Raw genomic sequence first — 25,596 nt, 5'->3', positions numbered from 1 at the left:
CGGGGACCATGCCATGGATCGGACCTTCGGTGAGGAGTACGGACGGGCCGGGCGGCGCGTTCAAGGCCCGGCGAAGAATTTCGCGGCGGGTGAAGAAGCGGGTGCGGGAACGGGTGCGGGAACGGGTGCGGGAACGGGCGGGGAAGCGGGGGCGGAAGCAGGTGCGGAAGCGGGCGAGGTGGCTCCTGCCGTACCCCGCCCCGTCGTCCGCCTCCGGTGCCGCGCCACCCGCTCCCGGTTGCCGCACACTTCGCTGGAGCACCAACGGCGGCGCCGGCCGCGGGAGGTGTCCAGGTAGACCCGCGAGCAGCTCTCGCCCTCGCACTGCCTCAGCTGCCCGCGTGCCACCGCGTCGGTGAGCAGTCCGACGGCGTCCCGGGCCACCGCGGCCAGCAGCCCGGCGCAGTCCGGCGGGCCGGGGAAAGCGCAGGTCAGGCTGCCGTCCGCAGCCCGTACGGCCCATACCGCGGGCGGCTCACCGGCCTCGGCGGTAGCGTTGAGCAGCGTCAGGTCGGCGTCGGCCGCCCGGCCCCGCAGTTCGTCGTGCACCACGCGGCGCAGCAGGTCGCGCAGCGCCCGGAAGCGGCTGACCCAGCCGCCGTCGACGCCGTCCAGCGGGACGCCGTGCGGCACCACCCCCGCGCCGACCAGCCAGGCCGTCAGATGCTCGGGTCCGGTGAGCCGTTCGGCAGGGGTGCCACCGGTGGCCACCAGATCCAGGCAGATCCGCCCGCAGTCGAACCGCAGGTCGTGAGGCGCCGCCATGTGCCTGTCACTCCTTAGCGAACAAACGCGTGTGCCCCCAGAGTGCCCGGCGCACGACCCGGCCGGAAGCCTCCGTGGCACTTACCCCGCGGAGAACCGAAGGCAGGCCCGAGGAAGGCCCGGAGGTAGGCATCAAAGGTAGACACCGCAAGTAGACACATCGCGTATACAGCTGATGTATAGTCCGCGGCGTGACGACCGCGGCCCTTCGGGACCACCGGTCCCCGCCCCTTCCGGCCCCTCCAGGACGAAGGTCTCCATGTCGCCCAAGTCGCTGCTCAAGAACCGCGCCAGCCTGACCCACAAGATCGGCTACGCGGTCCGCAACCCGGCCCGCGTCACCCCGTACGTGAAGCGCACCGCACGGGACACCTGGCTGCGCCTCAAGCACCCCGACCACGTGGACTACTACCGCGCGGTGATGGCCTCCGACACCGGCCGCAACCCGGAAGCCGCGGTCGGCAGCCGCAGCCACGAACGCTGGCTGGCGCTGGGCGAGATGCAGTTCGCCTACCTGGCGGAGCACGGGCTCAAGCCGGGCCACCGGATGCTCGACATCGGCTGCGGCAATCTGCGGGCCGGCTGGCGCTTCATCGCCCACCTCGACAGCGGCAACTACTACGGCATCGACATCTCCCCGGACATCCTGATATCCGCCAAGCAGACCCTGACGACGTACGAACTCCAGGACAAGCTCCCGCACTTGACGATCACCAAGGATCTGAAGCTGGACTTCCTCCCGGCCGCCCACTTCGACGTCGTGCACGCGCACAGCGTCTTCTCGCACTCGCCGCTCCAGGTCATCGACGAATGCCTCGCGCACGTCGGCCGCATCCTGGCACCCGGCGGCTTCTTCGACTTCACCTTCGACCGCACCGAGGGCGCGGAACACCAGGTGCTGCGCGAGGACTTCTACTACCGGACCGAGACCCTGCTGCGCCTGGCCCGCAACCACGGGCTGACGGCCCGCTTCATGGACGACTGGGAGAAGCGCCCGCACGGCCAGTCCAAGATCCGCGTCAGCAACGGGGCGCCGGGAGCCTGAGACCCTGGGTGTGACTGAGCGCCATAGCCGGCGGGATGCGCCGGCTACGACGCTCCGGCGCGGCCGGAGTCAGGCGCTCCCGAGGCAGGCGCTGTACCCCGTGACCTCGACCGGTACGGTGCCGTGGTTGCTGACGCTTCCCACCCACTGGTTGAGGTCCTGGTCCGGGTATCCGCGCGTCGAATCTCCCTCGCTGGCGTAGACCTCGGTACCACCCCCGACCACCCGCGTACCGTCCGGGCACACAGACCCTCGGACATCGACCGTGCGACCCGGGCCGAGGACGATCGGATCGGACGACACCATGTCGATCGAGACGGGGGCTGCGGGGCGGGCCCCCGAGGCCCCGCGCGCCGCTGCTGTCGCCGGGCCGCTGACGGCCAGGAGAGTGAGGATGGCGGCACCCGCCCCTACGGCGGACCTGAGCACTGGCTTCATGGGAGAGCTCCTTGCATGGCTGCCCGCGTTGGACGGCGAGCGCGGCGACGATCACCGCTGGCCACCATGCCCGGCCCGGAGCCCCTCTCTTCCCAAGGTGATCATGCTTCACCCCGAGAGGTGAACCCACCGGCCCAACTGGGCAGCAGGTGGCTCGCGGCGTGACCGCCCGCGGGCAAGGCCGCGCACCCAGCAGGACAGGCCCAGGGCCCTTTCCGACCCTGACCCATCGGACAGGCCCTACGCCGCGCCGTACTTGTCCGTGTCCGCATGCGGGTCCAGCGACAGCCGGTACCCCCGCTTGACGACCGTCTGGATCAGCTTCGGCGCGCCCAGCGCCACCCGCAGCCGGGCCATCGCCGTCTCCACCGCATGCTCGTCCCGCCCCGCCCCCGGCAGCGCCCGCAGCAGATCCGCGCGGGAGACCACCCAGCCGGGGCGGCGGGCCAGCGCGCGCAGCAGCGCCATCCCGGCCGGCGGCACCGGCCGCAGCTCGCCGTCCACCACGACCGCGTGCCCACGGACCTCCAGCCGCCGCCCGGCGACCGGCAACTGCCGCACTCGGCCCGGGAGTTCACGGCACAGCAGCTGCACCAGCGGCCCCAACCGGAAGCGCTCCGGCTGGAGTGTGGGAACGTCGTGCGCCTGGAGCGGCAGTGCGGTGACCGGCCCCACGCACACCGGCAGCACGTCCTGCCGCAGCGCCGCCAGCACCTCGTCCCGGATGCCGCGCTCCTCGGCGCGCCGCAGCAGCGACGCGGCGGCCGGGGCGCTGGTGAAGGTCACCGCGTCCACCCCGCGCCCGAGCACCGCGTCCAGCAGCCGGTCCACCGGCCCGATGTCCTCCGGCGGCATCCAGCGGTATACGGGCACGCCGACGACCTCCGCGCCGCCGGCCCGCAGCGCCTCGACGAAGCCGGGCAGCGGCTCCCCGTGCAGCTGTACGGCGACCCGGCGCCCGGAGACCCCCTGCTCCAGCAGCCGGTCCAGCACCTCCGCCATCGACTCGGACGCCGGCGACCACTTCTCGGTCAGTCCGGCCGCCCGGATCGCGCCGCGTACTTTCGGGCCACGCGCCAGCAGCTCCACTCCGGCCAGCCGGTCCAGCAGGGCTTCGCCGAGTCCCCACCCCTCGGCGGCCTCGATCCAGCCACGGAACCCGATGGCGGTGGTCGCCACGACGATGTCCGGCACGTCCTCGATCAGATCTCTGGTCACCGCGAGCAGCTCGGTGTCGTCCGGCAGGGACACGATGCGCAGCGCGGGCGCGTGCAGCACCTGCCCGCCGCGCCGCTCCAACAGCGTGCCCAGCTCCTCCGCCCGCCGGGCCGCGGTCACCCCGACGGTGAACCCGTCGAGCGGCCGCACGGCCGGCGCCGACGCCGGCGTCACCGGCTGCTGCTCGCTGTGGCCCCGCTGCTCGTGAGTCTGCTCCTCATGAATCTGCTGCTGATCGATCATGATCGTCCCGCTCCGCCCAGAGTGGTGTGGTGCCTCGTGCTCCCCGTTCCTCCGCGGCTCTGGCGGAACGAGGCGGCCTGCCCGGCCCCGACTGGGCCCGGACAGGTCCTCATCGGCCCCGAAAGGACCTGATGGAGGAGCCGAGCCTGCCAACAGCACGTGACAGGCACGGTCCCTCAACATTTCCCCACTGTTACAGCTGTTACGGAGGTGCGCCTCCAAGCTCGGTGACCGAGGCCGCCTCAGACCTCGGCGTACACCGGCCGGCGCGCCTCCTCGCCCGCCTCCGCCGCCCCCGGCTCCGCCGCGGACCGTGCGCCCGCCGGCCGCCGCAGGTATACGGCCCAGGTCACCGCGCAGCACACCGCGTAGAAGGCCAGGAAGGACACGAACGCCGGGGTGCCCGAGCCCGTCGTCTGGAACGCCTGCCGGAACGCGAGGTTGATGCCGAGCCCGCCGAGCGCGCCCACCGCCCCGATCAGCCCCATCGCGGCCCCGGACAGACGCCGCCCGTACGCCGCGGCCGCCTCGCCCGCCAGCCCCTGCCGTACGGCCTGGGCCTGGAAGATCCCCGGGATCATCTTGTACGTGGAGCCGTTGCCGAGCCCCGTCAGCACGAACAGCGAGATGAATCCGACGAGGAAGACCGGCAGCGACTTCTGCACCGACGCGTAGATCACCACTCCGGTGGCCGCGCCCATCGCCACAAAGTTCCACAGGGTGATCCGGGCGCCGCCGAACCGGTCCGCCAGCCGCCCGCCGACCGGCCGGATCAGCGACCCGAGCAGCGGCCCGATGAACGTCAGCGACGCCGCCTGGAGGGGCGTGCGGGCGAACTGGCTCTGCAGCACCAGGCCGAAGGCGAAGCTGTAGCCGATGAACGACCCGAACGTGCCGATGTAGAGCAGCGACATCACCCAGGTGTGCTTCTGCCGGACCGCGTCCTTCGCCGCCCCGGTGTCATTGGTCACCGGCCCCAGGTTGTCCATGAACAGCGCGGCCAGCACCGCCGCGATCACGATCAGCGGCACATAGACGGCCAGCACGATCCGCGGCTGCGTGGCCCCGGCCGTCCCGATCACCAGCAGCCCCAGCAGCTGGATCACCGGTACGCCGATGTTTCCGCCGCCGGCGTTCAGCCCCAGGGCCCAGCCCTTCTTCCGCAGCGGGTAGAAGGAGTTGATGTTCGTCATGGAGGACGCGAAGTTGCCGCCCCCGACGCCGGCGAGCGCCGCGACGAGCAGGAATGTGTTGTAGGACGTCCCCGGCTCCATCACCCAGGCCGCCGCCGCGGTCGGCACCAGCAGTAGCAGCGCGCTGACCACCGTCCAGTTGCGCCCACCGAAGATCGCGACCGCGAAGGTGTACGGCACCCGCAGTACGGCGCCCACCACCGTCGGCACGGCCACCAGGAAGAACTTCGCGGCCGGATCGATCCCGTACTCCGGGCCCATGAACAGCACCATCACGGACCACAGGGTCCAGATGGAGAACCCGATGTGCTCGGACAGCACCGAGAAGGCGAGGTTCCGTCGCGCGACCCGCTCGCCCGACTCCGCCCAGAAGGTCTCGTCCTCCGGGTCCCACTGCTCGATCCAGCGCTTCCCTCTCCTCTTGCCACTACTGCTGCGGGTACCTGCCGCGGCCTCGGTCGTCATCGCGCCTCCCAGGGGGGATCCAGTCATCTCCCTCGAAGCTAGGGACGGCGCGTTTCCGGCCCGTGGCGGGAAGTGACCGCCGCGAAACCTTGCTCTCACGGGGCCCAGGGGCGTGCAGTGAGCAGCCACTGCGCCGCCATGCCTCGCACGCTCCCTCCGTTCACCCGTTCGGGGCAATGGAACGAGCTGCGGTTACTGCCAGCCTTTGCGTCGGACGCAGACCGTAATCACCCCGACACGATGCGTTGCCGTAGGGGTGTACGGCACTCCCAAGGAAGGAAGTGCATTCGATGCGGGAAATGCAGGAAACGCAGGAAGCACCGGAGCAGGTCGACTACGAGGCGCCCGAGCTGGCCGAGGTCGGGGGCTTCACCGAGCTGACGCTCGGGTTCGTGGGGATCCTCTACGACGGTATCGGCGGGTTCTCGCTCGACTGACCAGCGATCGGCTCTGCCGGGCGCCACACCCACCCCGGCAGGGCCGCCCACGCCCTACCAGGAGGCTCGCCCCGTGGACTTCCTCGTCCTCCCCGACCATCCCGCCGCCGACCGGCTCACCGCCCGCCTCCGCCGGAACCCGCCGATGCTCGTCGTGCCGCACCCCTCCGGCCGCCCCTGGATCCTCGGGCACTGGACGAGAGACGACATGGTGACGGCACGCATCGGCCCGCGCCGCCTCGCACTGCTCGGCACGACCTCGGCCACCCCGAGCGACCTGACCCGCCTGCTCCGCCGCCTGAGCAGCCGCGATGACCTCCATGACCTCGACAACCACGTCCGCGCACTGCCCGGCAGCTTCTTCCTGATGGCCGCCTTCGGCTCCCAAGTCCGTTGCCAGGGCAGCGTTTCGACGATCCGTCAGCTTCATCACGCGGACATCGGCGGTATCACGGTCGCCGGCAACCGGCCCCAGGACCTGGCCGCCCTGGGGCGCGAGGCGGCACGCACCGGCCTGGGCGGCGCGCCCCACCTCGGCACCATCGACGAAGAGGCACTGGCCCCGCGCCTGCTCACCCCCTTCGCCCCGCTCCCGCTCGCCCTGCGCCCGCCCTGGCGGTCGGTCCACGCCGTACCACCGGGCCACTACCTCACCTTCGCCCCCAACGGCCGCCACCGCGTGGTGCGTTGGTGGCAGCCGCCCGAGCCGGACGCGCCCCTCCCCGACGCCGCCGAGGCCGTACGGGAAGCCCTCGGCGCCGCCGTCCACGCCCGTACCCGACGCGAGACGCTCAGCGCCGATCTCTCCGGAGGCATGGACTCCACCAGCCTCTGCTTCCTGGCCGCCCGCGCCGCCGACACCCGGCTGATCACCACCGCATGGGAGTGCCGCGACCCCGCCAACGACGACAACCTCTGGAGCGCCCGCAGCGCCGGCCACCTCGCCCGCGCCGGCCAGACGGGCGAGCATCTGTGCCTCCCGTACGCCGACGCGCCCACCTGGTACACCCCGCCCTCGGACCCCGCACAGACCGACGAGGCGGGCCCGCTCGTGGCGATCAGGGAAGGCGCTCGGATCGCCCATCAGGCCCGCCTCGTGGCCGAGCACGGCTCCCGGCTGCATCTGGTCGGCGTCGGCGGCGACGAACTCTTCACCCCCCGCCCGGCCGCGCTGAACTCCCTCGCCCGCTACGACTTACGCACCGCCGTCCGGCAGACCCGCCAGGCCCGGCGCCTGGGCCGCTGGACGCTCCCCGACACCCTGCGCACGCTGCTGGGCGGCGCCCCCTACCCCCGGTGGCTGGCAACCTGCACCGACCGTCGCGGCACCACCGGCGCCGACTGGGAGATCGTCCCCAGCATGCCGCCCTGGGCACATCCGGACGCGGTCGCCACCGTCCGCCGCCTCCTGCACGAGGCGGCCGCCGAGGCCCCCGAGCCCTACGGGGCGCTGCGCTCCCAGCACGAGACCGTACGGGCCGCCGTCCGCGCGGGCGAGATCGTACGAGGGATCGACGCGCTCGCCTCAGCCGCCCACGGCGTCGCCTACCAAGCCCCCTTCCTCGACGACGCCGTGATCGAGGCGGCCCTCACGATCCGGCTCGCGGACCGCCCCGAGACCGGCGCGTACAAACCCGTGCTCGCCGCCGCCATGCGCGGCCTCGTCCCCGACGCCGTACTCGACCGCGGCACCAAGGGCGAGCACAGCGCCGAGGTGTACGCGGGCCTGCGCCGCCACCGCCGCGCACTGACCGCCCTGTGCGACGACTCGCGGCTGGCCGACCTGGGCCTGATCCGCCCCGCCGCCCTGCGCCACGTCCTCCGATCCCTCCAGCCACGCACGGACGCCCTGCTCCCCCTCGATCCCACGCTCGCCGCCGAATACTGGCTGCGCACGGTAGGAGCCGCATGCCCCTCTCCCTCGCCCCTCACATCACCAGCGCCCGCACCCCCGGCGGACTTGTCCTCCTCAACACCCGGACGGGCCGTTACTGGCAGCTGAACGACACCGGCACCCTGGTTCTTGAACACCTTTTGGCAGGCGGGAGTTGCACATCGGCCGCCGCCGAACTGCGCACCCGCCACCCCGAGGCCGCCGACCGCGTCGAGGCGGACACGGTCGGCCTGCTGGAAACCCTCAAGTCCGCGGAACTGGTGACCACTTGAGCATTCCCGTAGCCGCCGAGCAGCGCGCCCACCAGCTCACTTTCGCCGAGCGCGCCACCACCCTCTGCTGCGTCGCCGCCGCGCGCGTCCTGTCGCGTCTCTCCCCGCGCACAATCTGCCGCGTCCTGGAGCGCGTACGACGCGGCGCCCGCCCGGCGACCAAGCCCGAAGCGCTACGGGCCCGTCGCGCGGTCGTCACGGTCAGCGCGCGCTGCGCGGGCCAGGGCTGCCTGCAACGCTCCCTCGCCACGGCCCTGTTGTGCCGTACGCGCGGCAGCTGGCCGCAGTGGTGCACGGGGGTGCGTACGGAGCCGTTCCGCGCCCACGCGTGGGTGGCGGTCGACGGCCGCCCGGTCGGCGAACCCCACGACACGCGTCTCTACCAGCCGCTGCTGTCCGTTCCACGCTGATCCAGGCCGACCCGTACCCACGGAGAGTACGGGTGCACAGAGGGTCACGAAGGTCGTCATAGGGGGAGTGGGGAGGGCATGAAGCCAAAGAACAGGCAGTCGTCCAACATGGAAGTCCTCGGCGCGATCATGGCGCTGTTCCGGGTCAACGCGGGGCTTACGCAGACCGAACTCGGCAGGCGCGCGAGCGTGTCCGAGCAGACCATCGCCTCGATCGAGCAGGGCAGGCGGGCGTTGTTGCCTCGCATGGCAGAGGAGTTCGACCGGCTCCTGGAGACGGGCGGCGCGTTGGCGGTGGGTGTGGAGAAGCTGCCGGATCGGGACAAGTTTCCGGTGTGGGCCGAGGAGTTCATGCAGTACGAGCGGGAGGCCATTTCACTCTGTTGGTTCGAGAACGGAGTCATCCCTGGCCTGCTCCAGACCGGGGACTACGCACGCGCCACGTTCCGAAGCGTTATTCCGGACCTCACCGAAGAAGAGGTCGAGCAGCGCGTCGCGGACCGACTGGAGCGCCAGCAGATCCTGCACAAGTCAGAACCGGTTCACGCCAGTTTCGTCATCTCAGAAGCCGTCCTGCTCAGCGGGCTCGGTGGACCCGAGGTCATGCGGGGCCAGATCTCCCACCTGCGTACATGCGCAGAACTCCCCGGCGTCTCGATTCAGGTCTTGCCGCTGAAGTGCAAGACCCATGCTGGGCTCAACGGTCCGTTCGTGCTGCTGGAGACCCCCGACCACCGGCACCTCGCATACACGGAGGCGCAGCGCAGCAGCACGCTGATTTCTGACCCGTATGAGGTCAGCATCCTCACCCAAAAGTATGGAATGCTGCGTATGCAGGCTCTCAGCGCAGAGAAATCCATGGGCCTGCTGGACAGCCTGCTAGGAGAGCAATGACCCACCTGACGTGGTTCAAGTCCAGCTACAGCGGCGACGAGGGCGGCGCCTGCATCGAAGTCGCCTACGACTGGCAGAAGTCCAGCTACAGCGGCAGCCAGGGCGGCGCCTGCATCGAGGTCTCCGCCCACCCCACCACCGTCCACGTCCGTGACTCCAAGGACCCGGACGGTCCGCACCTCGACCTCTCCCCCGGCACCTGGGCGGAATTCACCGCCTTCGCGGCAAGCACAACGACCCAGTAGCCAGGGCTACTCGGCGACCACCTTGGGCGGGCTCATCCAGATCGTGTCCTCGCAGACACTCATCTGAGCCCGCCTGCCCGCCTCGTCCCGGGCGGTTATCGCCGCGCCGTCCGAAGTGTCGCGCGGTGCGGCGACCACGGCCGTGTCATTGCTGACCAGGCAGCCGGCGGGCTGCGTGGTCCGGTCGGAGTCCTTGTAGCGCAGCGCGGTCGTCACCGTTCCCCCGCGCCGCAGGTCTATCGGCATGACCGTGCCGCGACCCTTCCCGTCGGACTCGGGCCCCTTGCCGACATGGACCGCGAAGGCCGGGAAGCCTCGGAACACACACGCCTGTGAGCCCTTGTTGACGATGGCAAGCCGAGCATCACGGTGCGCGCTGTGCGGCTTCTTCTTCAGCAGGGTGAGCTTCCAGCGCAGGTCTTTCGTCGTGCAGTCGGAGTGCAGGGCCGCCATCCGGGGCGAGCCGCAGCCGACCAGCCCCAGGCCGAGGACGGTCAAAATGAGCGCGGCCGTCGTCGCCGCCAGAAGTGATCGTCGCCGCACGGCTCCCCTTGTTCGTTCCGCATAAAGTTCCCTGCCGTTAAGGAAGCATTTCGCGGGCCCGGGGTTGCCTCGCCAGCCGCATCCATCGCGTACGTATCAGCGCAGGCCCATCGCCGTGGCGTCCGCCTCCGGAAGCCACCATCCGTCCCCGGGGTGCGCCAACCACGCGTCCCGCTGGCCGAGTTCACGCGCGGCCGCCCGCAACGCGTCCAGCCCGGGGTGCCGCAGTCCGCGCCGCCACACCATCCCCACCGGCGACAGCGGCACGGGATCGACGATCGGCCGCAGCACCATCCCCGGCACATCGATGAACTCGACGCTCGCCAGCACCGCCCACCCCTGCTTGCGCACCACCCGCGTGAATTCCTGCGACCCCTCGATCTCCGGGAACGGCGCGGCCATCGCGATTCCCCGGCCGTCGAAGAGGCGCGCCGCCAGGTCCGTCCATTCGGCGGTCTGCGGGTTCCCGGCGGCGGCGTAGAGCGTCTCGCCGGCCAGTTCCGCGAGCGGGACGGCGGGGCGCGCGGCCAGCCGGTGGTCCTCGCTCAGCAGTACCGCCATGGGCTCCAGCCGGACCGGCTGGTGGTCGAGACCGGCCCGTACGCCCGGCGGCAGCGCCGCGAAGCGGCCGAACGACACATCCAGCCGCCCGGCCAGCAGCTCACCCGCCGCGCCCGTCAGCCCGCTGTGGAAGCGGGCGACCAGCTCACAGCTGTCCGGCACCCGGAGCCGGGCCTCCTCCAGTACCCGGTGCGCCGTACCGATCGGCACCCCGACATCGACCAGCAGCGGCCGCTCGGGGGTGGTACGGAACGCGGCCGCCAGGTCATCGTGCGCCGCCAACACCCGCCGTGTGTAAGGGAGTAGACGTTCCCCGTCCGCCGTCAGGGCGACCTGGCGCGTGGTCCGTACGAACAGGTCGGCGCCCAGCTCGCGCTCCAGACGCCGGATGTCGCGGCTCAGCGCCTGCTGGGCCACGTACAGTCGGGCGGCGGCGCGGGTGAAGTGGAGCTCGTCGGCGACGGCGGTGAACGCGCGCAGCAGCCGGGGGTCTATGTCGTACGGCACCGCGCCATCCTGGCATCCCTCGCGGCCTGCGTCCCCGCCTTCATCCGACATTGACAACACGGGTGCGTGAATGGCCACTGATCAGGTGTTGGACGGGCAACTGGGGCCTCCGCGACCGTAGAAGACATGATCCTCTTCCTCGCCGCCCGTCCCGTCGTCCCCCGTCCCGTCGTCCCCCGCCCCGTCGTCCCGCGCCGCGTCACCGCCCCTCCCGTACCGCCGTCCCCGCGCGCCCGTCGTCGTGGGCGGCTGGGCACCCTCACCGCCCCCTACCGCCGGATCTTCGCCGTCCCCGGCACCCGCGCGTTCACCGCCGCCAACCTGCTGGCCCGACTCCCCATGGGCATGTTCAGCGTCAGCGCGGTCCTGATGATCGCCGGACGGCGCGACTCGTACGCACTGGCCGGTGCCGTCGTCGCGACGGGGCTGGCGGCAACGGCACTGGTCGGCCCACTGACCGCACGTCTCGTCGACCGCTACGGCCAGTCCCGGATCGCCGTCCCGGCCACCGTCCTCGCCGCCCTCGGCTCGCTCTCCCTGCTCCTCTGCGTCCGCTACGGCGCGCCCGCCTGGGCCCTCTTCGCTTCGTACGCCGCCACCGCCACCACCCCCAACACCGGCGGGATGTCACGCGCGCGCTGGGCCCATCTCTTCCGCGACGACCCCGCCGCCCGGCACACCGCCAACTCCTTCGAGCAGGCGGCGGACGAGCTCTGCTTCATGCTCGGACCGGTGCTGGCGACGCTCCTGTGCACCGCCCTCTTCCCGGAGGCCGGTACGGCGGTCGCGGCGGCGCTGCTGCTGACCGGGGTGCTGCTCTTCACGGCGCAACGCGCCACCGAACCGCCCGTCGCCCCCAAGACGGCCGCCCGCACGCGCTCTCCGCTCCGCCTCCCCGGCCTGCCGCCCCTCCTCCTGACCTTCCTCTGCACCGGAGCGATCTTCGGTTCCCTGGAGGTCGTGACGATCGCCTTCGCTGACGGCCACGGCGCACGGGCCGCGGCCGGCGGGATACTCGCGCTCCAGGCGGCCGGTTCCTGCGCGGCGGGCCTGCTCTACGGCCTGCTGCGACCGGCCGGGCGGGCGCAGCACCGCTTCCTCGCCTGTATCGCCACCATGGCCGCCCTGATGCTGCTCCCGCTGCTCGCGGCCGCGACGGGGAGCTTGGCGGCCCTGGCCGGCGCGCTGCTCCTGGCCGGTATGGCGACGGCGCCGACCATGGTCACCGGCATGGGCCTGATCCAATCCCGCACCCCGGCAGCCCAGTTGAACGAGGGCATGACACTCGCCGTGACCGCGCTGCTGGGCGGTATCGCGGTCGGATCGGCGACGGGCGGCTGGGCGGTGGACCACCTGGCCGGGCCCCATGCGCCCTACATGGCGTACGCGGTACCCGCGGCGGCGGCCGCACTCGCCCTCGCCGTCACCGCGCGCACGGCACACCGGGCCGGGCGGCCCGATCATCCACCGCGCCGTCCGCTGCCGCCCGTCAGCTGATCGGGTCCGTATGCCGCAACCGCCGCGGAAAGGTGTCCACCACCGGGCCGTATCCCCCGACCGTGAAGGCGAAGGTCACCCAGGAACCGTCCACGAAACCGACCTCATGCGTGCCGTGCCGCACGTCGGTACGGTTCCGCACCCATGCGGCCTGCCGCCGCTCCACCCGCCACGCGTACTCCACCGCATCGGCACCGGCCTTCGGCTCGCGCCTGTTGGACGCCAGCCGCACCCGCACCACATGCAGATGCTGGTCGGTCACCAGCAGCACCGACAGATAGCGGAACGAACAGCGCGGCCGCAACACGGCCGCCAACTGCCCGCCGAGGCTCTCCCACCCTCCGGCCATCTGCGGGGTGTCGTGGCGGTCATCCCAGCGGTCCACCACCGCATTGACGGGATTGAGGCGGTGCAGCCCCCACTCGGCCCGGTTCATCCCGTCAGCGAGCCGGTCACCGGTGGTGCGCTGCGCCGAGAACGCCTCCTGACGGAACTGCCGGGGCGGCTCCGGGAGTTGCTCACCCGCCTCGATCGGATGGCCGGCGACGATCCGCTCCCCGGGCGGCAGCACGGCCGCGGCCCGCTCCTTGACCGCACGGGCGAGCGCATGCCGGTCCACCGGCACCAGAGCGGACTTGAGCCCCGACCACAGCGCGTCGGCGAATGTCACCCGAAGGCCTCCCGCACCGACTGCTTGGCCTGCGTCGGCGACTGATCCATGCGCTCGTCGAAACTCTTCGGATCCGGGCGCGTCTCGTATTCCAGCGTCTCTTCCGCGAGCGCCGGACCGTTCTCGATCATGGCGCCCGTCAACGCGCCCCCCGGGTCGACCCCCAGGACGCCCTTGGCGATCTTCTTGCCCTGCTTCCAGGCGATGAACTGGGCGACATCGGCACCCGACGGCCGGTTGCCGTGGAGCACATCGCTGACGATCCGCCCCCGGGCGCCCTTCCATTCCTTGATCTTCGCCTTGTCCAGGCTCCGCAGATACCGCCGGAGCCGGGAGAGCTTCGCCAACGCCTGGGTCCGCTTGGCGATATCGGCGAGCTTGTCGGCCAGTTTGGCGGTGATACGGGTGGCCTTGCCCGCCCGGTAGGCGATGTTCGCCGCACCCGCCAGCGGCCCGATCGCCGCGGCGGCGCCGGCCGTCAGCAGCGAGAGGATCGCCGTGGTCGCGGCCGTGACCATCAGCGCTTCGACGATCTCCACGAGGAGTTCGGTCATCGCCTCCTCGGCCATGGCGCAGGCGGCGCCGGCCATCTCCAGCAGCTCGGCGACCGTGTCCATGTCGTCGGCCTCGCCGAGCAGCGCCTGCTCGAAGTCCGTCATGGTCGTACTGAAGCCCTCGGCGGCATCGCCGTCCCAGGACTGCATGACGGCCTTGCGCTCGGCCGCCAGGTCCTCGACCACACCGCGCAGATCCCGCGCACCGCTGCGCCACTCCTGGGCGGTCTTCTCCAGCAGTTCACTGTCGCCGGTGACCCAGTCGAACCAGTCGTCGACGCCGAACTGCTTGAGGACGCCCTTGATGATCTCATCGAGGGTGGCGGCGAGCGGATTGCTCCAGTCCAGGGTGTAGCTGATCCGGTCGAGCGCGCTCGACGCGACCTGTCCGGCCCCCATCAGGCGCCACCGCCGAAGCCGCGCGCGGTCTCGTCCTCGTTGGAGTCGTAATTCTCCGCGGAGCCACGGACCGCTTCCGCGATGGACCGCAGCATCTCCCCGGCCCCTTCGAGGTCCGAACCCGACTGGTCCTTCTGGTCGATGTAGTCGGCCCGCAGACTGTTCGCCTCGGGCAGCTGCCCGAACACGCCGTCCGACAGATCCAGACCGGCCGTGCGCTTGCGGATCTTGTCGATCTGGTCGGCCGCGCTCTCCGCCGCATTGGCGTACCGGCGCAGCGCATCGCTCTCGACGTTGGTGCCCTGACCCATTGCTCCCCCGTTGCCGTCGCTTTACCGCGCCATGACACACCCCGCATTAACGATTCGTCAAGCTCCGCCGGAACGAGCCGGAACGGGCCGACACAGGAGGGCGTCGGACCCATAAACGACTCAGGCCCCGACTGTCCTTTCGGACAGACGGGGCCTGGGCCTTACATGGGATGAAGGGGCCTGGGGGTCATGCCCCCAGAATTACGGAGAGGCGGAATCGGCTCGCGCTATTTGCGAGCAGAGTCCGCCCGTCCGCCTCTTGTGGAGATGGCGGGAATCGAACCCGCGTCCAACGGTGCAGAATCAGGGCTTCTCCGAGTGCAGTTCGCTGCGATTTTCTCGGCCCCGGAGATCACGCGAACAAGTCTCCGACGGGCCCAGCCACTGTTTGATTTCCTTCTAGACCCCGTGACCGGGTCTAGAAGTTTAGTCCCCTAGCTGATGCCAGGATCCGGGTCGGGAACAGCCCCGGGCTGACACTTCGCAAGTCGCTACTTAGGCAGCGAGGGCGAAGGAATCGCGCTTGGTGTTGGCGATTATTGGTTGCGACATATGGTTAACGAGATCATTGCCGCTTCCTCGACTCGCTTCCCCTGCTTCGACATCCGCTGTCGAAACCGATCATCCCCATGTTTTTTTATCAAGGTGGTACACACCCCTCGCGGGATGCGATGCCATCGTACGTGAACAACGCACGACCGTGCCAGCATATTCCCCGGCGGCCCCCGGCCGCCCGGCAGCCTGGGGCGGCTCAGGCCCGCTGACGCCGTCGCGCCGCCGAGACCGCGCGGTCCGTCTCACGCCGGTCCTGCTGCTCACGCAGTGTCTGCCGCTTGTCGTACTCCTTCTTACCCTTGGCCAGCGCGATCTCGATCTTGGCCCGCCCGTCCTTGAAATACAGCGCGAGCGGCACGATCGTGTGGCCGGACTCCTGGCTCTTGGACTCCAGCTTGTCGATCTCGATGCGGTGCATCAGCAGCTTCCGCTTCCGCCGCGCGCTGTGGTTGGTCCAGGTGCCCTGCGCGTATTCCGGGATGTGCACGTTGTGCAGCCACGCCTCGCCGTCGTCGATCTGGACGAATCCGTCCACCAGCGACGCCCGCCCCTGCCGCAGCGACTTCACCTCGGTGCCGGTCAGCACCAGACCACACTCATAGGTGTCCAGAATGAGGTAATCGTGCCGCGCCTTCTTGTGCTGCGCGACGAGCTTGCGCCCGGGGGTCTTGTCCTTGTCCTTAGTCTGCTTGCTCATAGTGCGGCCATTTTCGCACTAAGCACCGGCCCCGAGGCCACTCAATACTGTGCGGGCCCGTTTCTCCGCCCCGTGATCGACGACCAGGTCGGGGGTGATGCCGTGACCGTCGACGGCCCGGCCGGACGGCGTGCGGTAATGGCCGACCGTCAGCTCGGCGACCGAGCCGTCCGCCAGCTCGCTGGGCATCTGCACGGAGCCCTTGCCGAAGGTCGGCGAGCCGACGACGATCGCCCGGCCCCGGTCCTGGAGCGCGCCGGCCAACAGCTCGCCCGCGCTTATCGTGCCGCCGTCCACGAGTACGACCAGCGGGATCCGAGTGTTGCCGGGGCGCTCGGCGTACAGCGCGCGCTGGCTGCCGCGGACGTCGTACGTGGCGACCAGACCGCCGTCCAGGAAAGCGGCGGCGGAGGCGGCGGCCTCGGTGACCAGCCCTCCGGTGTTGCCCCGAAGATCGAGCAGCAGCCCGCCGTGCGGGGAGGCGCCGCGCACCGCCCGGCGTACCTCTTCCCCGGTGCCCTTCGCAAACGCCGTGATCTTGATGCGGGTGAGCCCGTCGGCGCCGGCCGGCCGGTCGGTGGTGACGTTCCGGGTTCTGAGGCGGGTGCGGTGCAGGGTCGTGGTCCAGCGCCGGTCGCCGCGCTGAAGGTCCAGCTCGACGGGGGTGCCGACCGCGGCGGGGGGACCGTGCGGGTCCCCGGCGTCGCCGCGCAGCCGGCCGACGACCTCGGTGACCGGCCGGCCCTGGGAGGCCCGGCCGTCGACGGCGCGCAGCCGGTCGCCGACGGCGATCCCGGCATGTGCGGCGGGGCTGCCGGGCTGGACCCTGGACACCGCGATCCGGCCACCCGCCGCCTGCCGCACCCAGAGGCCCACACCGACGTAGGCGCCGTCCAACTGCCGCTGGAAGTCCTCGAACTCGCCGGCCGTGTAGATCGCCGACCAGCGGTCCCCGCTGCGGCTGACGACGTCGGCGGCGGCCTTCGCCCCGGACTTGCCGTCCTCGATGGCCTGGGAGGCGGCCCGTTCGACGGCCTCGCGGTCCGCGTTCCGGCCGGTGGGGGCGAGTCCGGCGGCCGTCGGACCCGGGGCCCGCGACCCGGCGGCGCCCTCGGCATCGTCGCCCCAGGTGCCGGTCGCCGCGCCGGTGGCGAGAACGCTCACAAACACCAACGTCAGGGCCGCCCCGCGGCGAATGCGGCGAGGCCGGTCGTACGAACACGGGCCCGACATGCCGGTGAGTCTAGGCGACAAAAGGGCGCCGCACGGTGAGTTGACCGTACGGCGCCCCTTGGCAAAGCTCACACCTTGAGATACTTGCGCAACGCGAAGAAGGCGGCGAGCGCGGGCATCAGCAGCCCGATCAGCAGCACCAGCGGCAGTACCGCCACCACCGAATCCCAGCCGATGAAGTTGATGACCTGGATCTTCTCCGCGAGCCAGTTGTTGACCAGGACGTACTTGCCGCCGACGATCAGCACACACGCGAACAGCGCGCCGAGCAGGCCCGCGATGGCGGCCTCCAGGATGAACGGCATCTGGATGTAGAAGCTGGACGCTCCCACCAGCCGCATGATCCCCGTCTCCCGCCTACGACTGAACGCCGACACCCGCACGGTGTTGACGATCAGCATCAGCGCAACGACGAGCATCAGCCCCATCACACACAGCGCGGCGATATTCATGCCGTTGAGGAGGTTGAACAGCGGCTCAACGGTGTCCCGTTGGTCCTGCACCTCCTGCACACCGGGCCGCTCGGAGAACGCCGACTTGATGACGGTGTACTTCGTCGGGTCCTTGAGCTTGACCCGGAAGGACTCCGGAAGCTGGTCGGGCGTCACCAGCCCGGCGACGGGCGTGTCGCCGAACTGCTCCTTGTAGTGCTTGTACGCCTGATCGCTGGACTCGTACTGCACCGGCTTCTGCACGATCGGCAGCCGGTTCAGCTCGGCCTTGATCTCGTCCTTCTGCTGCTGGGTGGCCGCGCCCTTGTTGCAGTTGGTGCCGGCGGCGGCGTCGTTCTTGTTGCAGAAGAAGATCGAGACGTTGACCTTGTCGTACCAGTAGCCCTTCATCGTGCTGACCTGGTCACGCATCAGCAGCGACGCGCCGAACAGGCCGAGCGAGAGGGCGACGGAGACGATGACGGCGAAGGTCATCGTGAGGTTTCGGCGGAGACCGACGCCGATCTCCGACAGGACGAACTGGGCGCGCATGGCGTCCTTTCAGTGCTGGTAGCCGTACACGCCGCGCGACTGGTCGCGTACGAGCCGGCCCTTTTCAAGTTCCATGACCCGCTTGCGCATCTGGTCGACGATCTGCTGGTCGTGGGTGGCCATGACCACCGTCGTACCGGTCCTGTTGATCCGGTCCAGCAGCTTCATGATGCCGACGGAGGTCTGCGGGTCGAGGTTGCCGGTGGGCTCGTCCGCGATGAGCAGCATCGGGCGGTTGACGAACGCCCGCGCGATGGCGACGCGCTGCTGTTCACCACCGGAGAGCTCACCCGGCATACGGTCCTCTTTGCCACCGAGGCCGACGAGTTCGAGGACCTCGGGAACCGTCTTGCGGATCTGCCCGCGCGGCTTGCCGATGACTTCGAGCGCGAAGGCGACGTTCTGCCCCACCGTCTTGTTGGGGAGCAGCCGGAAGTCCTGGAAGACGGTGCCCACCTGGCGCCGCATCTGCGGCACCTTCCAGTTGGACAGCTTCGCGAGGTCCTTCCCCAGTACGTGCACGGCGCCATGGCTGGCACGCTCCTCGCGCAGGAGCAGCCGCAGGAAGGTGGACTTACCGGAGCCCGAGGAACCCACCAGGAAGACGAACTCGCCGCGCTCGATCTCCAGGGAGACGTCCCTGAGCGCGGGCCGGTTCTGCTTCGGGTAGGTCTTGGAGACGTTGTCGAATCGGATCACTGATGCACCACGGTCGACCTGGGTAGGGGCACGGGTTGCCGGGTCGCGGCTCCCGCTCGGTGTGCGTGACCCTACGCGAACCTCGCGTTCCGGTGCAGTCACCGTCGGGGGTTGTTCGTTTCTTCACGGCATCTACGGGACAAAAGGAACGCAATTCCGCCAAGATTCCGGGGGGATTCTGGTGGGGAACCGGGCAGGGAATCCACGAGGCGCGCCGTTCCGTCGCGGAGCTGGCACAGTGGTAGGGGGAACCAATGCGCCTTCCGGCGCGTTGGCGCAGTGGAGAAGGAGGTCGCATGACGTACGACCGATTGGTGTGCGCCAACTGCGCGGCCCCTGTGAGCGAGGGCCGCTGCCCTGTGTGCCGGGCAAGCAGGGAACAGCTCCAGCATCAAGCGGGCGGAATCTTCGCCCAGCTCAACCCCGTGGCGCTGGTGGCACTGCTGATCGTGCTGATCACGGTCGGTGCGCTGCTCCACCAGATCGCCTGAGGCAGTCGCCTGAGGCCGGTCCTGAGGCCGGTGAAGCAGCAGCTGAGCTGTCGAGTCCCGTAGGGGGCGGTATCCGCCCCTGGAGAACGCTGGACACCCCTGGGCCCCCTGGACGCCGATTGACACCCCCTGGACGCCGCCAGGCGCCCCCAGGCACCCCGAAGGGCCCGGGACGCATCGTCCCGGGCCCTTCGTTGTGTGCCGCGTCAGCGTCAGGCCGCTGCCGCGCCGCCACCGTTCTTGTTGATCAGACGGGGCAGCATACGGAAGCCGACACCGCCCGCGATCATCGTCGCAGCGCCGATGAGCAGGAAGGTCGTACCGGTCGTACCGGTCTCGGCCAGCTCCCCACCCTTGGCCTGCTGCTTGGCCTGGCCAGGAGTGTCAGAGATCTGCTCCTTGCCCTGGCCCGGCTGCTCGGCGGGCTGGGTGTTCTCGTTGTCGGTACCGGTGCCGGTGCCGTCGCCGGTGGTGCTGCCGCTGTCGCCGGTGCTGCCGGAGTTACCGGTGCTGCCGGAGTTACCGGAGTTACCGTTGCTGCCGGAGTTACCGTTGCTGCCGCTGTTACCGGTGCTGCCGGAGTCACCGGTGCTGCCGCTGTCGCCAGTGCTGCCGGAGTCACCGGTGCTGCCGGAGTCGCCAGTGCTGCCGCTGTCGCCAGTGCTGCCGGAGTCACCGGTGCTACCGGAGTCGCCAGTGCTGCCGGAGTCACCGGTGCTACCGGAGTCGCCAGTGCTGCCGCTGTCGCCAGTGGTGCCTTCGTCGCTACCACCGATCTCGCCGCCGCCGATCTCGCCACCGCCGACGTCACCACCGGTGTCGCCACCGGAGTCGCCGCCGGTGTCGCCACCGGAGTCGCCGCCGCCGATGATCCCGCCGATGATGCCGCCGATGATGCCGCCGTCCTGGCCCGCGGTGTCACCCGGGCTGGCCGCGGAAGCAGCGCCGGCAGCGGTGAGCGACGCACCCGCCGCGATCACCGCACCGGCCGCAATGCGCGCTACGCGCAGCCGCGTCTTCTTCGTCATGTGCCTGCTACCCCCAGTAGCTGAACTCGTCAATGGAGCACCGCTGTACGGGGCGACGGCCGATGGGGGGTACCCGAGTCACGGCCCCGCACAGTAGGCAGGCCACTCAATCTCCCCGTTCATACACGCGCCCCAGACATACGCATGCCGCACCCAGCCTTCCCAGTTCTCCCAACATCGTCAAGGTCGAATAAACACTCGATGTCCGAATTGCCGTAAGTTGGGCGTTACATGGACGTACGACTGTGACCTAACCGCCACAACAAAAAACAACCGCCCTCCGAAGAGGGGCAGTTGTTTCCTGTGTTTCCGTGCGACGGAAGCCCTACTTCTCCTGCTGCTTGCGCCAGCGGATCCCGGCCTCCAGGAACCCGTCGATGTCGCCGTCCAGCACGCCGGTCGGGTTGCCGACCTCGAACTCGGTCCGCAGGTCCTTGACCATCTGGTACGGGTGCAGGACGTACGAACGCATCTGGTTGCCCCAGGAGTTGCCGCCGTCGCCCTTGAGGGCGTCCATCTTGGCCTGCTCCTCCTGGCGGCGGCGCTCAAGCAGCTTGGCCTGGAGGACGTTCATCGCGGACGCCCTGTTCTGGATCTGCGAGCGCTCGTTCTGACAGGAGACGACGATGCCGGTCGGAATGTGCGTCAGACGGACCGCGGAGTCCGTCGTGTTGACGCCCTGGCCACCGGGGCCGGACGACCGGTACACATCCACCCGCAGCTCGGACTCGTCGATCTCGATGTGGTCGGTCTTCTCGACGACGGGGAGCACCTCGACGCCCGCGAACGAGGTCTGACGGCGGCCCTGGTTGTCGAACGGCGAGATGCGCACGAGGCGGTGCGTGCCCTGCTCGACCGACAGCGTGCCGTAGGCGTACGGCACCTGGACGGCGAAGGTGGTCGACTTGATGCCGGCCTCTTCCGCGTACGAGGTCTCGTAGAGCTCGGTCTTGTAGCCGTGCCGCTCGGCCCAGCGCAGATACATCCGCTGCAGCTTCTCGGCGAAGTCGGCGGCATCCACCCCGCCGGCTTCGGCTCGGATGTTGACGAGCGCCTCACGGGCGTCGTACTCGCCGGACAGCAGGGTGCGGACCTCCAGCTCGTCCACCGCCTTGCGGACGGAATCCAGCTCCGCCTCGGCCTCGGCACGCGCGTCCTCGTCGGCCTCGGCCTCGGCGAGCTCGAAGAGCACCTCAAGGTCGTCGACGCGGCCGCGCAGCTCCTCGGCCCGGCGCAGCTGGCCCTGGAGGTAGGACAGCCGGCTGGTGATCTTCTGCGCGCTATCGGGGTCGTCCCACAGGGCCGGCGCCGCGGCCTGCTCCTCGAGCACGGCGATATCGGCCCTCATCTTGTCGAGGTCCAGGACGGCCTCGATCGACCCCATGGTCGAGGAGAGGGACTTCAGCTCTTCGGAAACATCGACGACTGCCACGCACCCAGCCTAACGGCTGCCGCCTCCAACGTGTCCTCTGCGCTTTGCCTGAGCCGTCTTTGGCTGTCCCGCCGTGGGGGTTATTCGCCGTTGCGCCTGCGGCGGGCCGGTCCGCTGCGCTTTGCCTAAGCCGCGTTTCCGGCTTTCCCACCGTTGCGCCTGCGGCGGGCCCGTCCGCTGCGCTTTGCCTGGGCCGCGTCTGTGGCTGTCCCACCGTTTGCGCCTGCGGCGGGCTGTTGCCGCTGCGCGGGGCTGTCGGGTGCGGTTCCGGACCTCCGGACTCCGTCCTGCGGTCCGGCCCCTCCCGTTGAGTGTGGGAGAAGACGGTGGAAGTGCACGTAATCGATCACGCGCGCCTTGTGAGCACGATCACAGAGAACTGGACACGAAACACACGCCCCCACCGTCCTCACCACCCACCCACGGGAGGGGACAGCCCGCAGGACGGAGTCCGGAGGGCTGTCACCGCACCCGACAAAACCACGCCCGCCGCAGGCGCAACGGCGACAAACCCCAACGGCGGGACAGCCAGAAACGGCCTGGGCACAGCGCAGCGGCTCGCCGCAGGCGCAACGGCGAGACACCCCCACGGCGGGTCAGCCAAGAACGGCGAGCAACCAAGCCGGCCTAGGTAAAGCGCAGCGGAGGGTCAAGGCCCATCCGGCCCCGACCGATGAACCCCCGGGCGCGCGTCACCCGATTCATCGTCGCCGAAGGCGACCACGCCGACGCCGGCCGCCAAGGCCACCACCGCCGCGGCCGCGCCGAGCCTGATCCGCCGGCGTCGCACCGCCTCCGGCGACGCGTGCCGGGCCGAGCCCGCCCGGGGCTCACCGGCGGCCCGTGGGGCCCGCGCGGTGCCGTGCGCGCCGCCCGCGAGTTCGTCCGGGCCCGGGACCCGCATGCTCGTGTGGGTCTCCCGGTTGGAGTCGGGCACGGCGCCCTGGACGAGCGGCACCGCGCCACGGGGCGGGGTGGCCTCGCCCGGTGCCACCGGGGGGTAAAGCGTTTCCTCGCGTGCCCCGGGGGACGCCGCGCCGTCCTGCTCGTCCTCCGGGTGGTCGCTGTCCGGCTCGTCGATGTCCAGCGGCGGGATACCGGCCAGGCCGGGCAGCAGCTCGCGCAGCCGGGCGGCCAGCTCGGGCGCGCGCAGCCGGGAGGCGGGCGCCTTGGCCAGGCATTGCAGCAGCAGCTGCCAGAGCTCGTCGGGGATGCCGGGCAGCGGCGCGACGCTCTCGGTGACATGGCGGCGCAGTACGGCCCCGGGGTGGCCGCCCCCGAAGGGCGTGAAGCCGGCGAGGAGCTCGTACAGGACGGTCGCCAGCGCGTAGACGTCCACGGAGGCGCGCGGCGGCAGGCCCTCGATGATCTCCGGGGCGAGGTAGTCGGGGGTGCCGATGACCTTGGTCGAGCGAGGCGAGACGGGGGTCCCCCCGGCCGGAGGCTGGGGGAGCGTCCTGCGGGGCGAGTCGACGAGTCGGGCGATGCCGAAGTCGGTGAGCAGCGCGGGGTGCGCGCCACCGGGGCCGAGGGTGCCCTGCATGTCCAGCAGGACGTTTTCGGGCTTGACGTCGCGGTGCACGATCCTGGCGGCGTGCGCGGCGGCCAGCGCATCGGCGACGTCGGCGGCGATGGCGACGGCGGCCTCCGGGGCCATCCGGCGCTCGCGCTCCAGCCGAGTGCGCAGGTCGGTGCCCCGTACGAGGTCCATGACCAGTGCCAGGTCGTTGCCGTCGACGACAAGGTCGCAGACGCCGACGACGTGCGGGTGGTCCAGGCTCAGCAGCGCCGCCCGCTCCTGTACGAAGCGGCCGACGAGCTCCTGGTCGGAGGCGAGATCCTCACGCAACAGCTTGATGGCCACGGCCCCTTCGGGACCCTCGCCCAGCCATACCGTGCCGGCACTGCCGCGACCCAGGATCTGGTGGGCGGTGTACCGGCTGCCGATCTTCCGTGCCAAGACTGCTCCGACGTGTCGGGCCCCCGAGCGTGCCGCGGGGGCTGAAGTTGGCGTCAAAGCTACGCGGGTGCCAGGGGGTTCAGTGCCCTGGTTGGCAGCAACCTTCACTTCTGTGGGGGAAATCGCCCGTGAGAAGTCGACAAATCGATGATGCCGGATGTGGGAGCGACCGCCCGGCCGCTGGGGCACGGGCCGGGCGGAGGCTCACGCTAGAGCTCCGGGCGGAGGCTCACGCTAGAGCTTCAGACCGTTCACCCAGTCCGTCACGTTGTTGACGACGGTCGCGATCTGGTCGAAGTAGCCCTTGGTGGTGCCGATCCACTCCTGGAGCGGTGTCAGCTCCCAGATCAGCCAGCTCGCCACGAACAGGATGATCACGACGAACAGACAGCCCTTGAGGCAGCCCAGCCCGGGAATCTTCATCGGGTTGGCGCTGCGCTGACGGGGCTCACGGCGGGGCCGCTGCTCCGGGGCGGGCGGGCGCTGCGGCTCGTACCGCTGCGGCGGCGGCTCCTGGCGGCGCTGCGGGGCCTGCGGCTGCTGCTGGGCGTACGGCGCGGGGGCCTGCTGCGGGCGGTACTGCGGCGGCCGCTGAGAGGGCTGCTGCGGGGCCGGCCGGCGCTGGGGGCGGCGGCGCAGCGGGTCCTCGTCCGGGTTCAGGTACTGGACCTGGGTCTGCTCGTTGCGGTCACGGGCGGCCCGCATCTGGTTCTCCCACGGGTGGGGCCCCTCGGGCTCCTGCGGTCCACCCTGGGGCGCGCCCGTGGGAATCGGCGGCATGGCACGGGTCGGGTCGCCGCTACCGGGGCCCTGACCTGGGCCACCGGCCGACGGCAGCACGCTGGTCGCCGCGGCCGGGTCGTAGGAGCCCGCGTTGGACGGGAGGACCTGGGTGGGGTCGGCGTCACCGGCGCCCTGGCCCGTCCCGGGAACCGTCGCGGGCGCCGGGTCGGGGGCGAGCAGCGCGGCGACACCGAGCGCGGCCTCCGCCTCGGCCGGGGTGGCGTGCACCCCGACACCCGCCGCTACGGTACGCAGCGCACGGGCGAGGTTCTCCGCGCTGGGACGCTCCTCGGGCCGCTTGCGCAGACAGTGCTCTATGACCGTCCACAGCGGCTCGGGCACCGTGCTGGGACGGCGCGGCTCCTCGCTGAGGTGGCGGTGCAGCACCTCCAGGGCGGTCGCCCCGGCGAACGGCGGACGGCCGGTGACCAGCTCGTACAGCAGGATGCCGGCGCCGTAGATGTCCACTGCGGACGTCTGCGGGCGGCCCTCGGCGGACTCCGGCGCCACATAGGCGGGGGTGCCGACGAATTCGTGGGTGCGGGTCAGGCCCGGGGAGTCGGCGAGCCGTGCGATGCCGAAGTCGGTCAGCATCGGGTGCATCTCGCCGGTGCCGTCCGACCCGGCGAGCAGGACGTTGGCGGGCTTGAGGTCGCGGTGCACCACGCCGTCGGCGTGGCTGACCGCCAGGGCGTCGGCGATCTGCGCGGTGAGCAAAGAGGCGGCGACCGGGCTGAAGGGGCCGTTGTCGCGCAGATAACGGTGCAGGTCAGGGCCGTCGACCAGGTCCATGACCAGCGCCAGCAGATCGCCCTCCACGACGAGGTCGCGGGTACGGACGATGTTCGGGTGGGTGAGCCGCAGCAGGACGGAGCGCTCCCGCAGGAAGCGCATCACCACGTCCGCGTCGTGCGCCAGCTCTTCCTTGAGGACCTTGATCGCGACGGTCTCGCCGGGCTCGCCCGCCACGGCGGCCTCGGCTCCCGCCGTCTCCCGCTGACGCGCACGCCAGACGGTGCCCGTGGCGCCGCGTCCCAGCGGCTCCTCGAGCAGGTACTTGCTGCCTACCGGCCGCACGTCATGCGCTCCCTGGTCGTGGTGGATCTTTGCCCGGCCCGCTGGGTCGGGCCCCTGCCCGCCCGGTCCGGGCGGTCATGGCCCGGCTCGCGGCCCG

Annotated in this window: 26 protein-coding genes and 1 other RNA gene; 9 read left to right on the top strand and 18 right to left on the bottom strand. The window is 70.7% G+C overall.

The features are described from left to right. Positions 1-60 precede the first annotated feature (60 nt). The gene (locus AB0I10_RS12805; RefSeq protein ID WP_363152439.1) at positions 61-765 is read right to left on the bottom strand and encodes an ABATE domain-containing protein; all 705 of its coding nucleotides are present in this window, start codon (positions 763-765) and stop codon (positions 61-63) included. A gap of 259 nt (positions 766-1,024) precedes the next feature. Between AB0I10_RS12805 and AB0I10_RS12800 the strand changes: the two genes are divergently transcribed. Further along, on the top strand, positions 1,025-1,810 hold the full coding sequence (locus AB0I10_RS12800) for a class I SAM-dependent methyltransferase (protein ID WP_363152438.1): 786 nt from the start codon (positions 1,025-1,027) through the stop codon (positions 1,808-1,810). A 69-nt stretch (positions 1,811-1,879) separates the two neighbouring features. Here AB0I10_RS12800 and AB0I10_RS12795 read toward each other — a convergent pair whose 3' ends face one another. From AB0I10_RS12795 to AB0I10_RS12785, 3 genes are all read right to left on the bottom strand, one after another. Further along, positions 1,880-2,248 carry a hypothetical protein gene (locus AB0I10_RS12795; protein WP_363152437.1) on the bottom strand — a complete coding sequence of 123 codons (369 nt, stop codon included), beginning with the start codon at positions 2,246-2,248 and terminating at the stop codon, positions 1,880-1,882. A gap of 240 nt (positions 2,249-2,488) precedes the next feature. Beyond that, on the bottom strand, positions 2,489-3,709 hold the full coding sequence (locus tag AB0I10_RS12790) for a uroporphyrinogen-III synthase (protein ID WP_363152436.1): 1,221 nt from the start codon (positions 3,707-3,709) through the stop codon (positions 2,489-2,491). A gap of 242 nt (positions 3,710-3,951) precedes the next feature. Continuing rightward, on the bottom strand, positions 3,952-5,367 hold the full coding sequence (locus AB0I10_RS12785) for a nitrate/nitrite transporter (RefSeq protein ID WP_363152527.1): 1,416 nt from the start codon (positions 5,365-5,367) through the stop codon (positions 3,952-3,954). A 290-nt stretch (positions 5,368-5,657) separates the two neighbouring features. On the opposite strand from AB0I10_RS12785, the gene AB0I10_RS12780 reads away from it, so the two are divergent. The 6 genes from AB0I10_RS12780 (at position 5,658) to AB0I10_RS12755 (ending at position 9,519) form a co-directional block, all read left to right on the top strand. Next, the gene (locus tag AB0I10_RS12780) at positions 5,658-5,804 is read left to right on the top strand and encodes a lasso RiPP family leader peptide-containing protein (RefSeq protein ID WP_363152435.1); all 147 of its coding nucleotides are present in this window, start codon (positions 5,658-5,660) and stop codon (positions 5,802-5,804) included. A 73-nt stretch (positions 5,805-5,877) separates the two neighbouring features. After that, on the top strand, positions 5,878-7,806 hold the full coding sequence (locus AB0I10_RS12775; RefSeq protein ID WP_363152434.1) for an asparagine synthase-related protein: 1,929 nt from the start codon (positions 5,878-5,880) through the stop codon (positions 7,804-7,806). Then, positions 7,713-7,970: a lasso peptide biosynthesis PqqD family chaperone gene (locus AB0I10_RS12770; protein ID WP_363152433.1), complete on the top strand. Its 258-nt coding sequence runs from the start codon at positions 7,713-7,715 to the stop codon at positions 7,968-7,970. The genes AB0I10_RS12775 and AB0I10_RS12770 overlap by 94 nt, the downstream gene beginning before the upstream one ends. Then, the gene (locus AB0I10_RS12765) at positions 7,967-8,380 is read left to right on the top strand and encodes a lasso peptide biosynthesis B2 protein (RefSeq protein ID WP_363152432.1); all 414 of its coding nucleotides are present in this window, start codon (positions 7,967-7,969) and stop codon (positions 8,378-8,380) included. The genes AB0I10_RS12770 and AB0I10_RS12765 overlap by 4 nt, the downstream gene beginning before the upstream one ends. A gap of 78 nt (positions 8,381-8,458) precedes the next feature. Continuing rightward, a complete protein-coding gene (locus AB0I10_RS12760) occupies positions 8,459-9,274 on the top strand; it encodes a helix-turn-helix transcriptional regulator (RefSeq protein WP_363152431.1) in 816 nt (271 codons plus the stop codon). Then, complete coding sequence (locus tag AB0I10_RS12755) at positions 9,271-9,519, top strand: DUF397 domain-containing protein (protein ID WP_363152430.1); 249 nt, start codon at positions 9,271-9,273, stop codon at positions 9,517-9,519. Before AB0I10_RS12760 ends, AB0I10_RS12755 begins: the two co-directional genes overlap by 4 nt. A gap of 6 nt (positions 9,520-9,525) precedes the next feature. Here the strand turns inward: AB0I10_RS12755 and AB0I10_RS12750 are convergent, their stop codons facing one another. Both AB0I10_RS12750 and AB0I10_RS12745 read right to left on the bottom strand, forming a co-directional pair. After that, positions 9,526-10,062: a DUF4232 domain-containing protein gene (locus AB0I10_RS12750; protein WP_363152429.1), complete on the bottom strand. Its 537-nt coding sequence runs from the start codon at positions 10,060-10,062 to the stop codon at positions 9,526-9,528. A gap of 96 nt (positions 10,063-10,158) precedes the next feature. Next, positions 10,159-11,130, bottom strand: a complete 972-nt coding sequence (locus AB0I10_RS12745; protein WP_363152428.1) for a LysR family transcriptional regulator — start codon at positions 11,128-11,130, stop codon at positions 10,159-10,161. A gap of 126 nt (positions 11,131-11,256) precedes the next feature. On the opposite strand from AB0I10_RS12745, the gene AB0I10_RS12740 reads away from it, so the two are divergent. Continuing rightward, entirely contained in the window at positions 11,257-12,627 is a 1,371-nt protein-coding gene (locus AB0I10_RS12740) for an MFS transporter (protein ID WP_363152427.1), read from the top strand. Here the strand turns inward: AB0I10_RS12740 and AB0I10_RS12735 are convergent. The 8 genes from AB0I10_RS12735 to ftsE form a co-directional block, all read right to left on the bottom strand. Further along, positions 12,620-13,297 carry a hypothetical protein gene (locus AB0I10_RS12735; protein ID WP_363152426.1) on the bottom strand — a complete coding sequence of 226 codons (678 nt, stop codon included), beginning with the start codon at positions 13,295-13,297 and terminating at the stop codon, positions 12,620-12,622. The two genes, AB0I10_RS12740 and AB0I10_RS12735, sit on opposite strands and share 8 nt — an antisense overlap. After that, a complete protein-coding gene (locus AB0I10_RS12730) occupies positions 13,294-14,250 on the bottom strand; it encodes a WXG100 family type VII secretion target (RefSeq protein WP_363152425.1) in 957 nt (318 codons plus the stop codon). The genes AB0I10_RS12735 and AB0I10_RS12730 overlap by 4 nt, the downstream gene beginning before the upstream one ends. Continuing rightward, on the bottom strand, positions 14,250-14,561 hold the full coding sequence (locus AB0I10_RS12725) for a hypothetical protein (RefSeq protein ID WP_363152424.1): 312 nt from the start codon (positions 14,559-14,561) through the stop codon (positions 14,250-14,252). The genes AB0I10_RS12730 and AB0I10_RS12725 overlap by 1 nt, the downstream gene beginning before the upstream one ends. Positions 14,562-14,820: 259 nt before the next feature. Continuing rightward, positions 14,821-15,190: a transfer-messenger RNA gene (gene ssrA / locus AB0I10_RS12720) on the bottom strand. 122 nt (positions 15,191-15,312) lie between these two features. Further along, a complete protein-coding gene (smpB, locus tag AB0I10_RS12715) occupies positions 15,313-15,813 on the bottom strand; it encodes an SsrA-binding protein SmpB (RefSeq protein ID WP_363152423.1) in 501 nt (166 codons plus the stop codon). An 18-nt stretch (positions 15,814-15,831) separates the two neighbouring features. Beyond that, positions 15,832-17,046: a S41 family peptidase gene (locus AB0I10_RS12710; protein ID WP_363152422.1), complete on the bottom strand. Its 1,215-nt coding sequence runs from the start codon at positions 17,044-17,046 to the stop codon at positions 15,832-15,834. Positions 17,047-17,114: 68 nt separating this feature from the next. Next, on the bottom strand, positions 17,115-18,029 hold the full coding sequence (gene ftsX, locus AB0I10_RS12705; protein ID WP_363152421.1) for a permease-like cell division protein FtsX: 915 nt from the start codon (positions 18,027-18,029) through the stop codon (positions 17,115-17,117). Between the two features lie 9 nt (positions 18,030-18,038). Beyond that, positions 18,039-18,728, bottom strand: coding sequence for a cell division ATP-binding protein FtsE (gene ftsE / locus AB0I10_RS12700; RefSeq protein WP_030069385.1), 690 nt, complete (start codon positions 18,726-18,728; stop codon positions 18,039-18,041). A 296-nt stretch (positions 18,729-19,024) separates the two neighbouring features. On the opposite strand from ftsE, the gene AB0I10_RS12695 reads away from it, so the two are divergent. Then, the gene (locus AB0I10_RS12695) at positions 19,025-19,219 is read left to right on the top strand and encodes a hypothetical protein (RefSeq protein ID WP_363152420.1); all 195 of its coding nucleotides are present in this window, start codon (positions 19,025-19,027) and stop codon (positions 19,217-19,219) included. A 212-nt stretch (positions 19,220-19,431) separates the two neighbouring features. Here the strand turns inward: AB0I10_RS12695 and AB0I10_RS12690 are convergent, their stop codons facing one another. The 4 genes from AB0I10_RS12690 to AB0I10_RS12675 form a co-directional block, all read right to left on the bottom strand. Further along, entirely contained in the window at positions 19,432-20,247 is an 816-nt protein-coding gene (locus AB0I10_RS12690) for a hypothetical protein (protein ID WP_363152419.1), read from the bottom strand. A gap of 325 nt (positions 20,248-20,572) precedes the next feature. Then, entirely contained in the window at positions 20,573-21,679 is a 1,107-nt protein-coding gene (prfB, locus tag AB0I10_RS12685) for a peptide chain release factor 2 (protein WP_363152418.1), read from the bottom strand. A 649-nt stretch (positions 21,680-22,328) separates the two neighbouring features. Beyond that, positions 22,329-23,639 carry a protein kinase gene (locus tag AB0I10_RS12680; protein WP_363152417.1) on the bottom strand — a complete coding sequence of 437 codons (1,311 nt, stop codon included), beginning with the start codon at positions 23,637-23,639 and terminating at the stop codon, positions 22,329-22,331. Between the two features lie 234 nt (positions 23,640-23,873). Then, a complete protein-coding gene (locus AB0I10_RS12675) occupies positions 23,874-25,499 on the bottom strand; it encodes a serine/threonine-protein kinase (RefSeq protein ID WP_363152416.1) in 1,626 nt (541 codons plus the stop codon). Between the last annotated feature and the right edge of the window lie 97 nt (positions 25,500-25,596).

The organism is Streptomyces sp. NPDC050636, assembly GCF_040654775.1.
Taxonomy (GTDB): Bacteria; Actinomycetota; Actinomycetes; order Streptomycetales; family Streptomycetaceae; genus Streptomyces.
Note: the sequence above shows the minus strand (reverse complement) of the source record. Positions and strands in the feature narration are given on the sequence as shown.

Bases quoted from the DNA above. Each gene is read 5' to 3' on its own strand.
- AB0I10_RS12805 (WP_363152439.1), bottom strand. From the start codon at position 765: ATGGCGGCGCCTCACGACCTGCGGTTCGACTGCGGGCGGATCTGCCTG.
- AB0I10_RS12770 (WP_363152433.1), top strand. From the start codon at position 7,713: ATGCCCCTCTCCCTCGCCCCTCACATCACCAGCGCCCGCACCCCCGGC.
- AB0I10_RS12800 (WP_363152438.1), top strand. From the start codon at position 1,025: ATGTCGCCCAAGTCGCTGCTCAAGAACCGCGCCAGCCTGACCCACAAG.
- AB0I10_RS12785 (WP_363152527.1), bottom strand. From the start codon at position 5,367: ATGACGACCGAGGCCGCGGCAGGTACCCGCAGCAGTAGTGGCAAGAGG.
- AB0I10_RS12755 (WP_363152430.1), top strand. From the start codon at position 9,271: ATGACCCACCTGACGTGGTTCAAGTCCAGCTACAGCGGCGACGAGGGC.
- AB0I10_RS12690 (WP_363152419.1), bottom strand. From the start codon at position 20,247: ATGACGAAGAAGACGCGGCTGCGCGTAGCGCGCATTGCGGCCGGTGCG.
- AB0I10_RS12740 (WP_363152427.1), top strand. From the start codon at position 11,257: ATGATCCTCTTCCTCGCCGCCCGTCCCGTCGTCCCCCGTCCCGTCGTC.
- AB0I10_RS12790 (WP_363152436.1), bottom strand. From the start codon at position 3,709: ATGATCGATCAGCAGCAGATTCATGAGGAGCAGACTCACGAGCAGCGG.
- AB0I10_RS12780 (WP_363152435.1), top strand. From the start codon at position 5,658: ATGCGGGAAATGCAGGAAACGCAGGAAGCACCGGAGCAGGTCGACTAC.
- AB0I10_RS12695 (WP_363152420.1), top strand. From the start codon at position 19,025: ATGACGTACGACCGATTGGTGTGCGCCAACTGCGCGGCCCCTGTGAGC.
- AB0I10_RS12730 (WP_363152425.1), bottom strand. From the start codon at position 14,250: ATGGGGGCCGGACAGGTCGCGTCGAGCGCGCTCGACCGGATCAGCTAC.
- AB0I10_RS12710 (WP_363152422.1), bottom strand. From the start codon at position 17,046: ATGTCGGGCCCGTGTTCGTACGACCGGCCTCGCCGCATTCGCCGCGGG.
- AB0I10_RS12725 (WP_363152424.1), bottom strand. From the start codon at position 14,561: ATGGGTCAGGGCACCAACGTCGAGAGCGATGCGCTGCGCCGGTACGCC.
- AB0I10_RS12795 (WP_363152437.1), bottom strand. From the start codon at position 2,248: ATGAAGCCAGTGCTCAGGTCCGCCGTAGGGGCGGGTGCCGCCATCCTC.
- ftsX (WP_363152421.1), bottom strand. From the start codon at position 18,029: ATGCGCGCCCAGTTCGTCCTGTCGGAGATCGGCGTCGGTCTCCGCCGA.
- smpB (WP_363152423.1), bottom strand. From the start codon at position 15,813: ATGAGCAAGCAGACTAAGGACAAGGACAAGACCCCCGGGCGCAAGCTC.
- AB0I10_RS12760 (WP_363152431.1), top strand. From the start codon at position 8,459: ATGAAGCCAAAGAACAGGCAGTCGTCCAACATGGAAGTCCTCGGCGCG.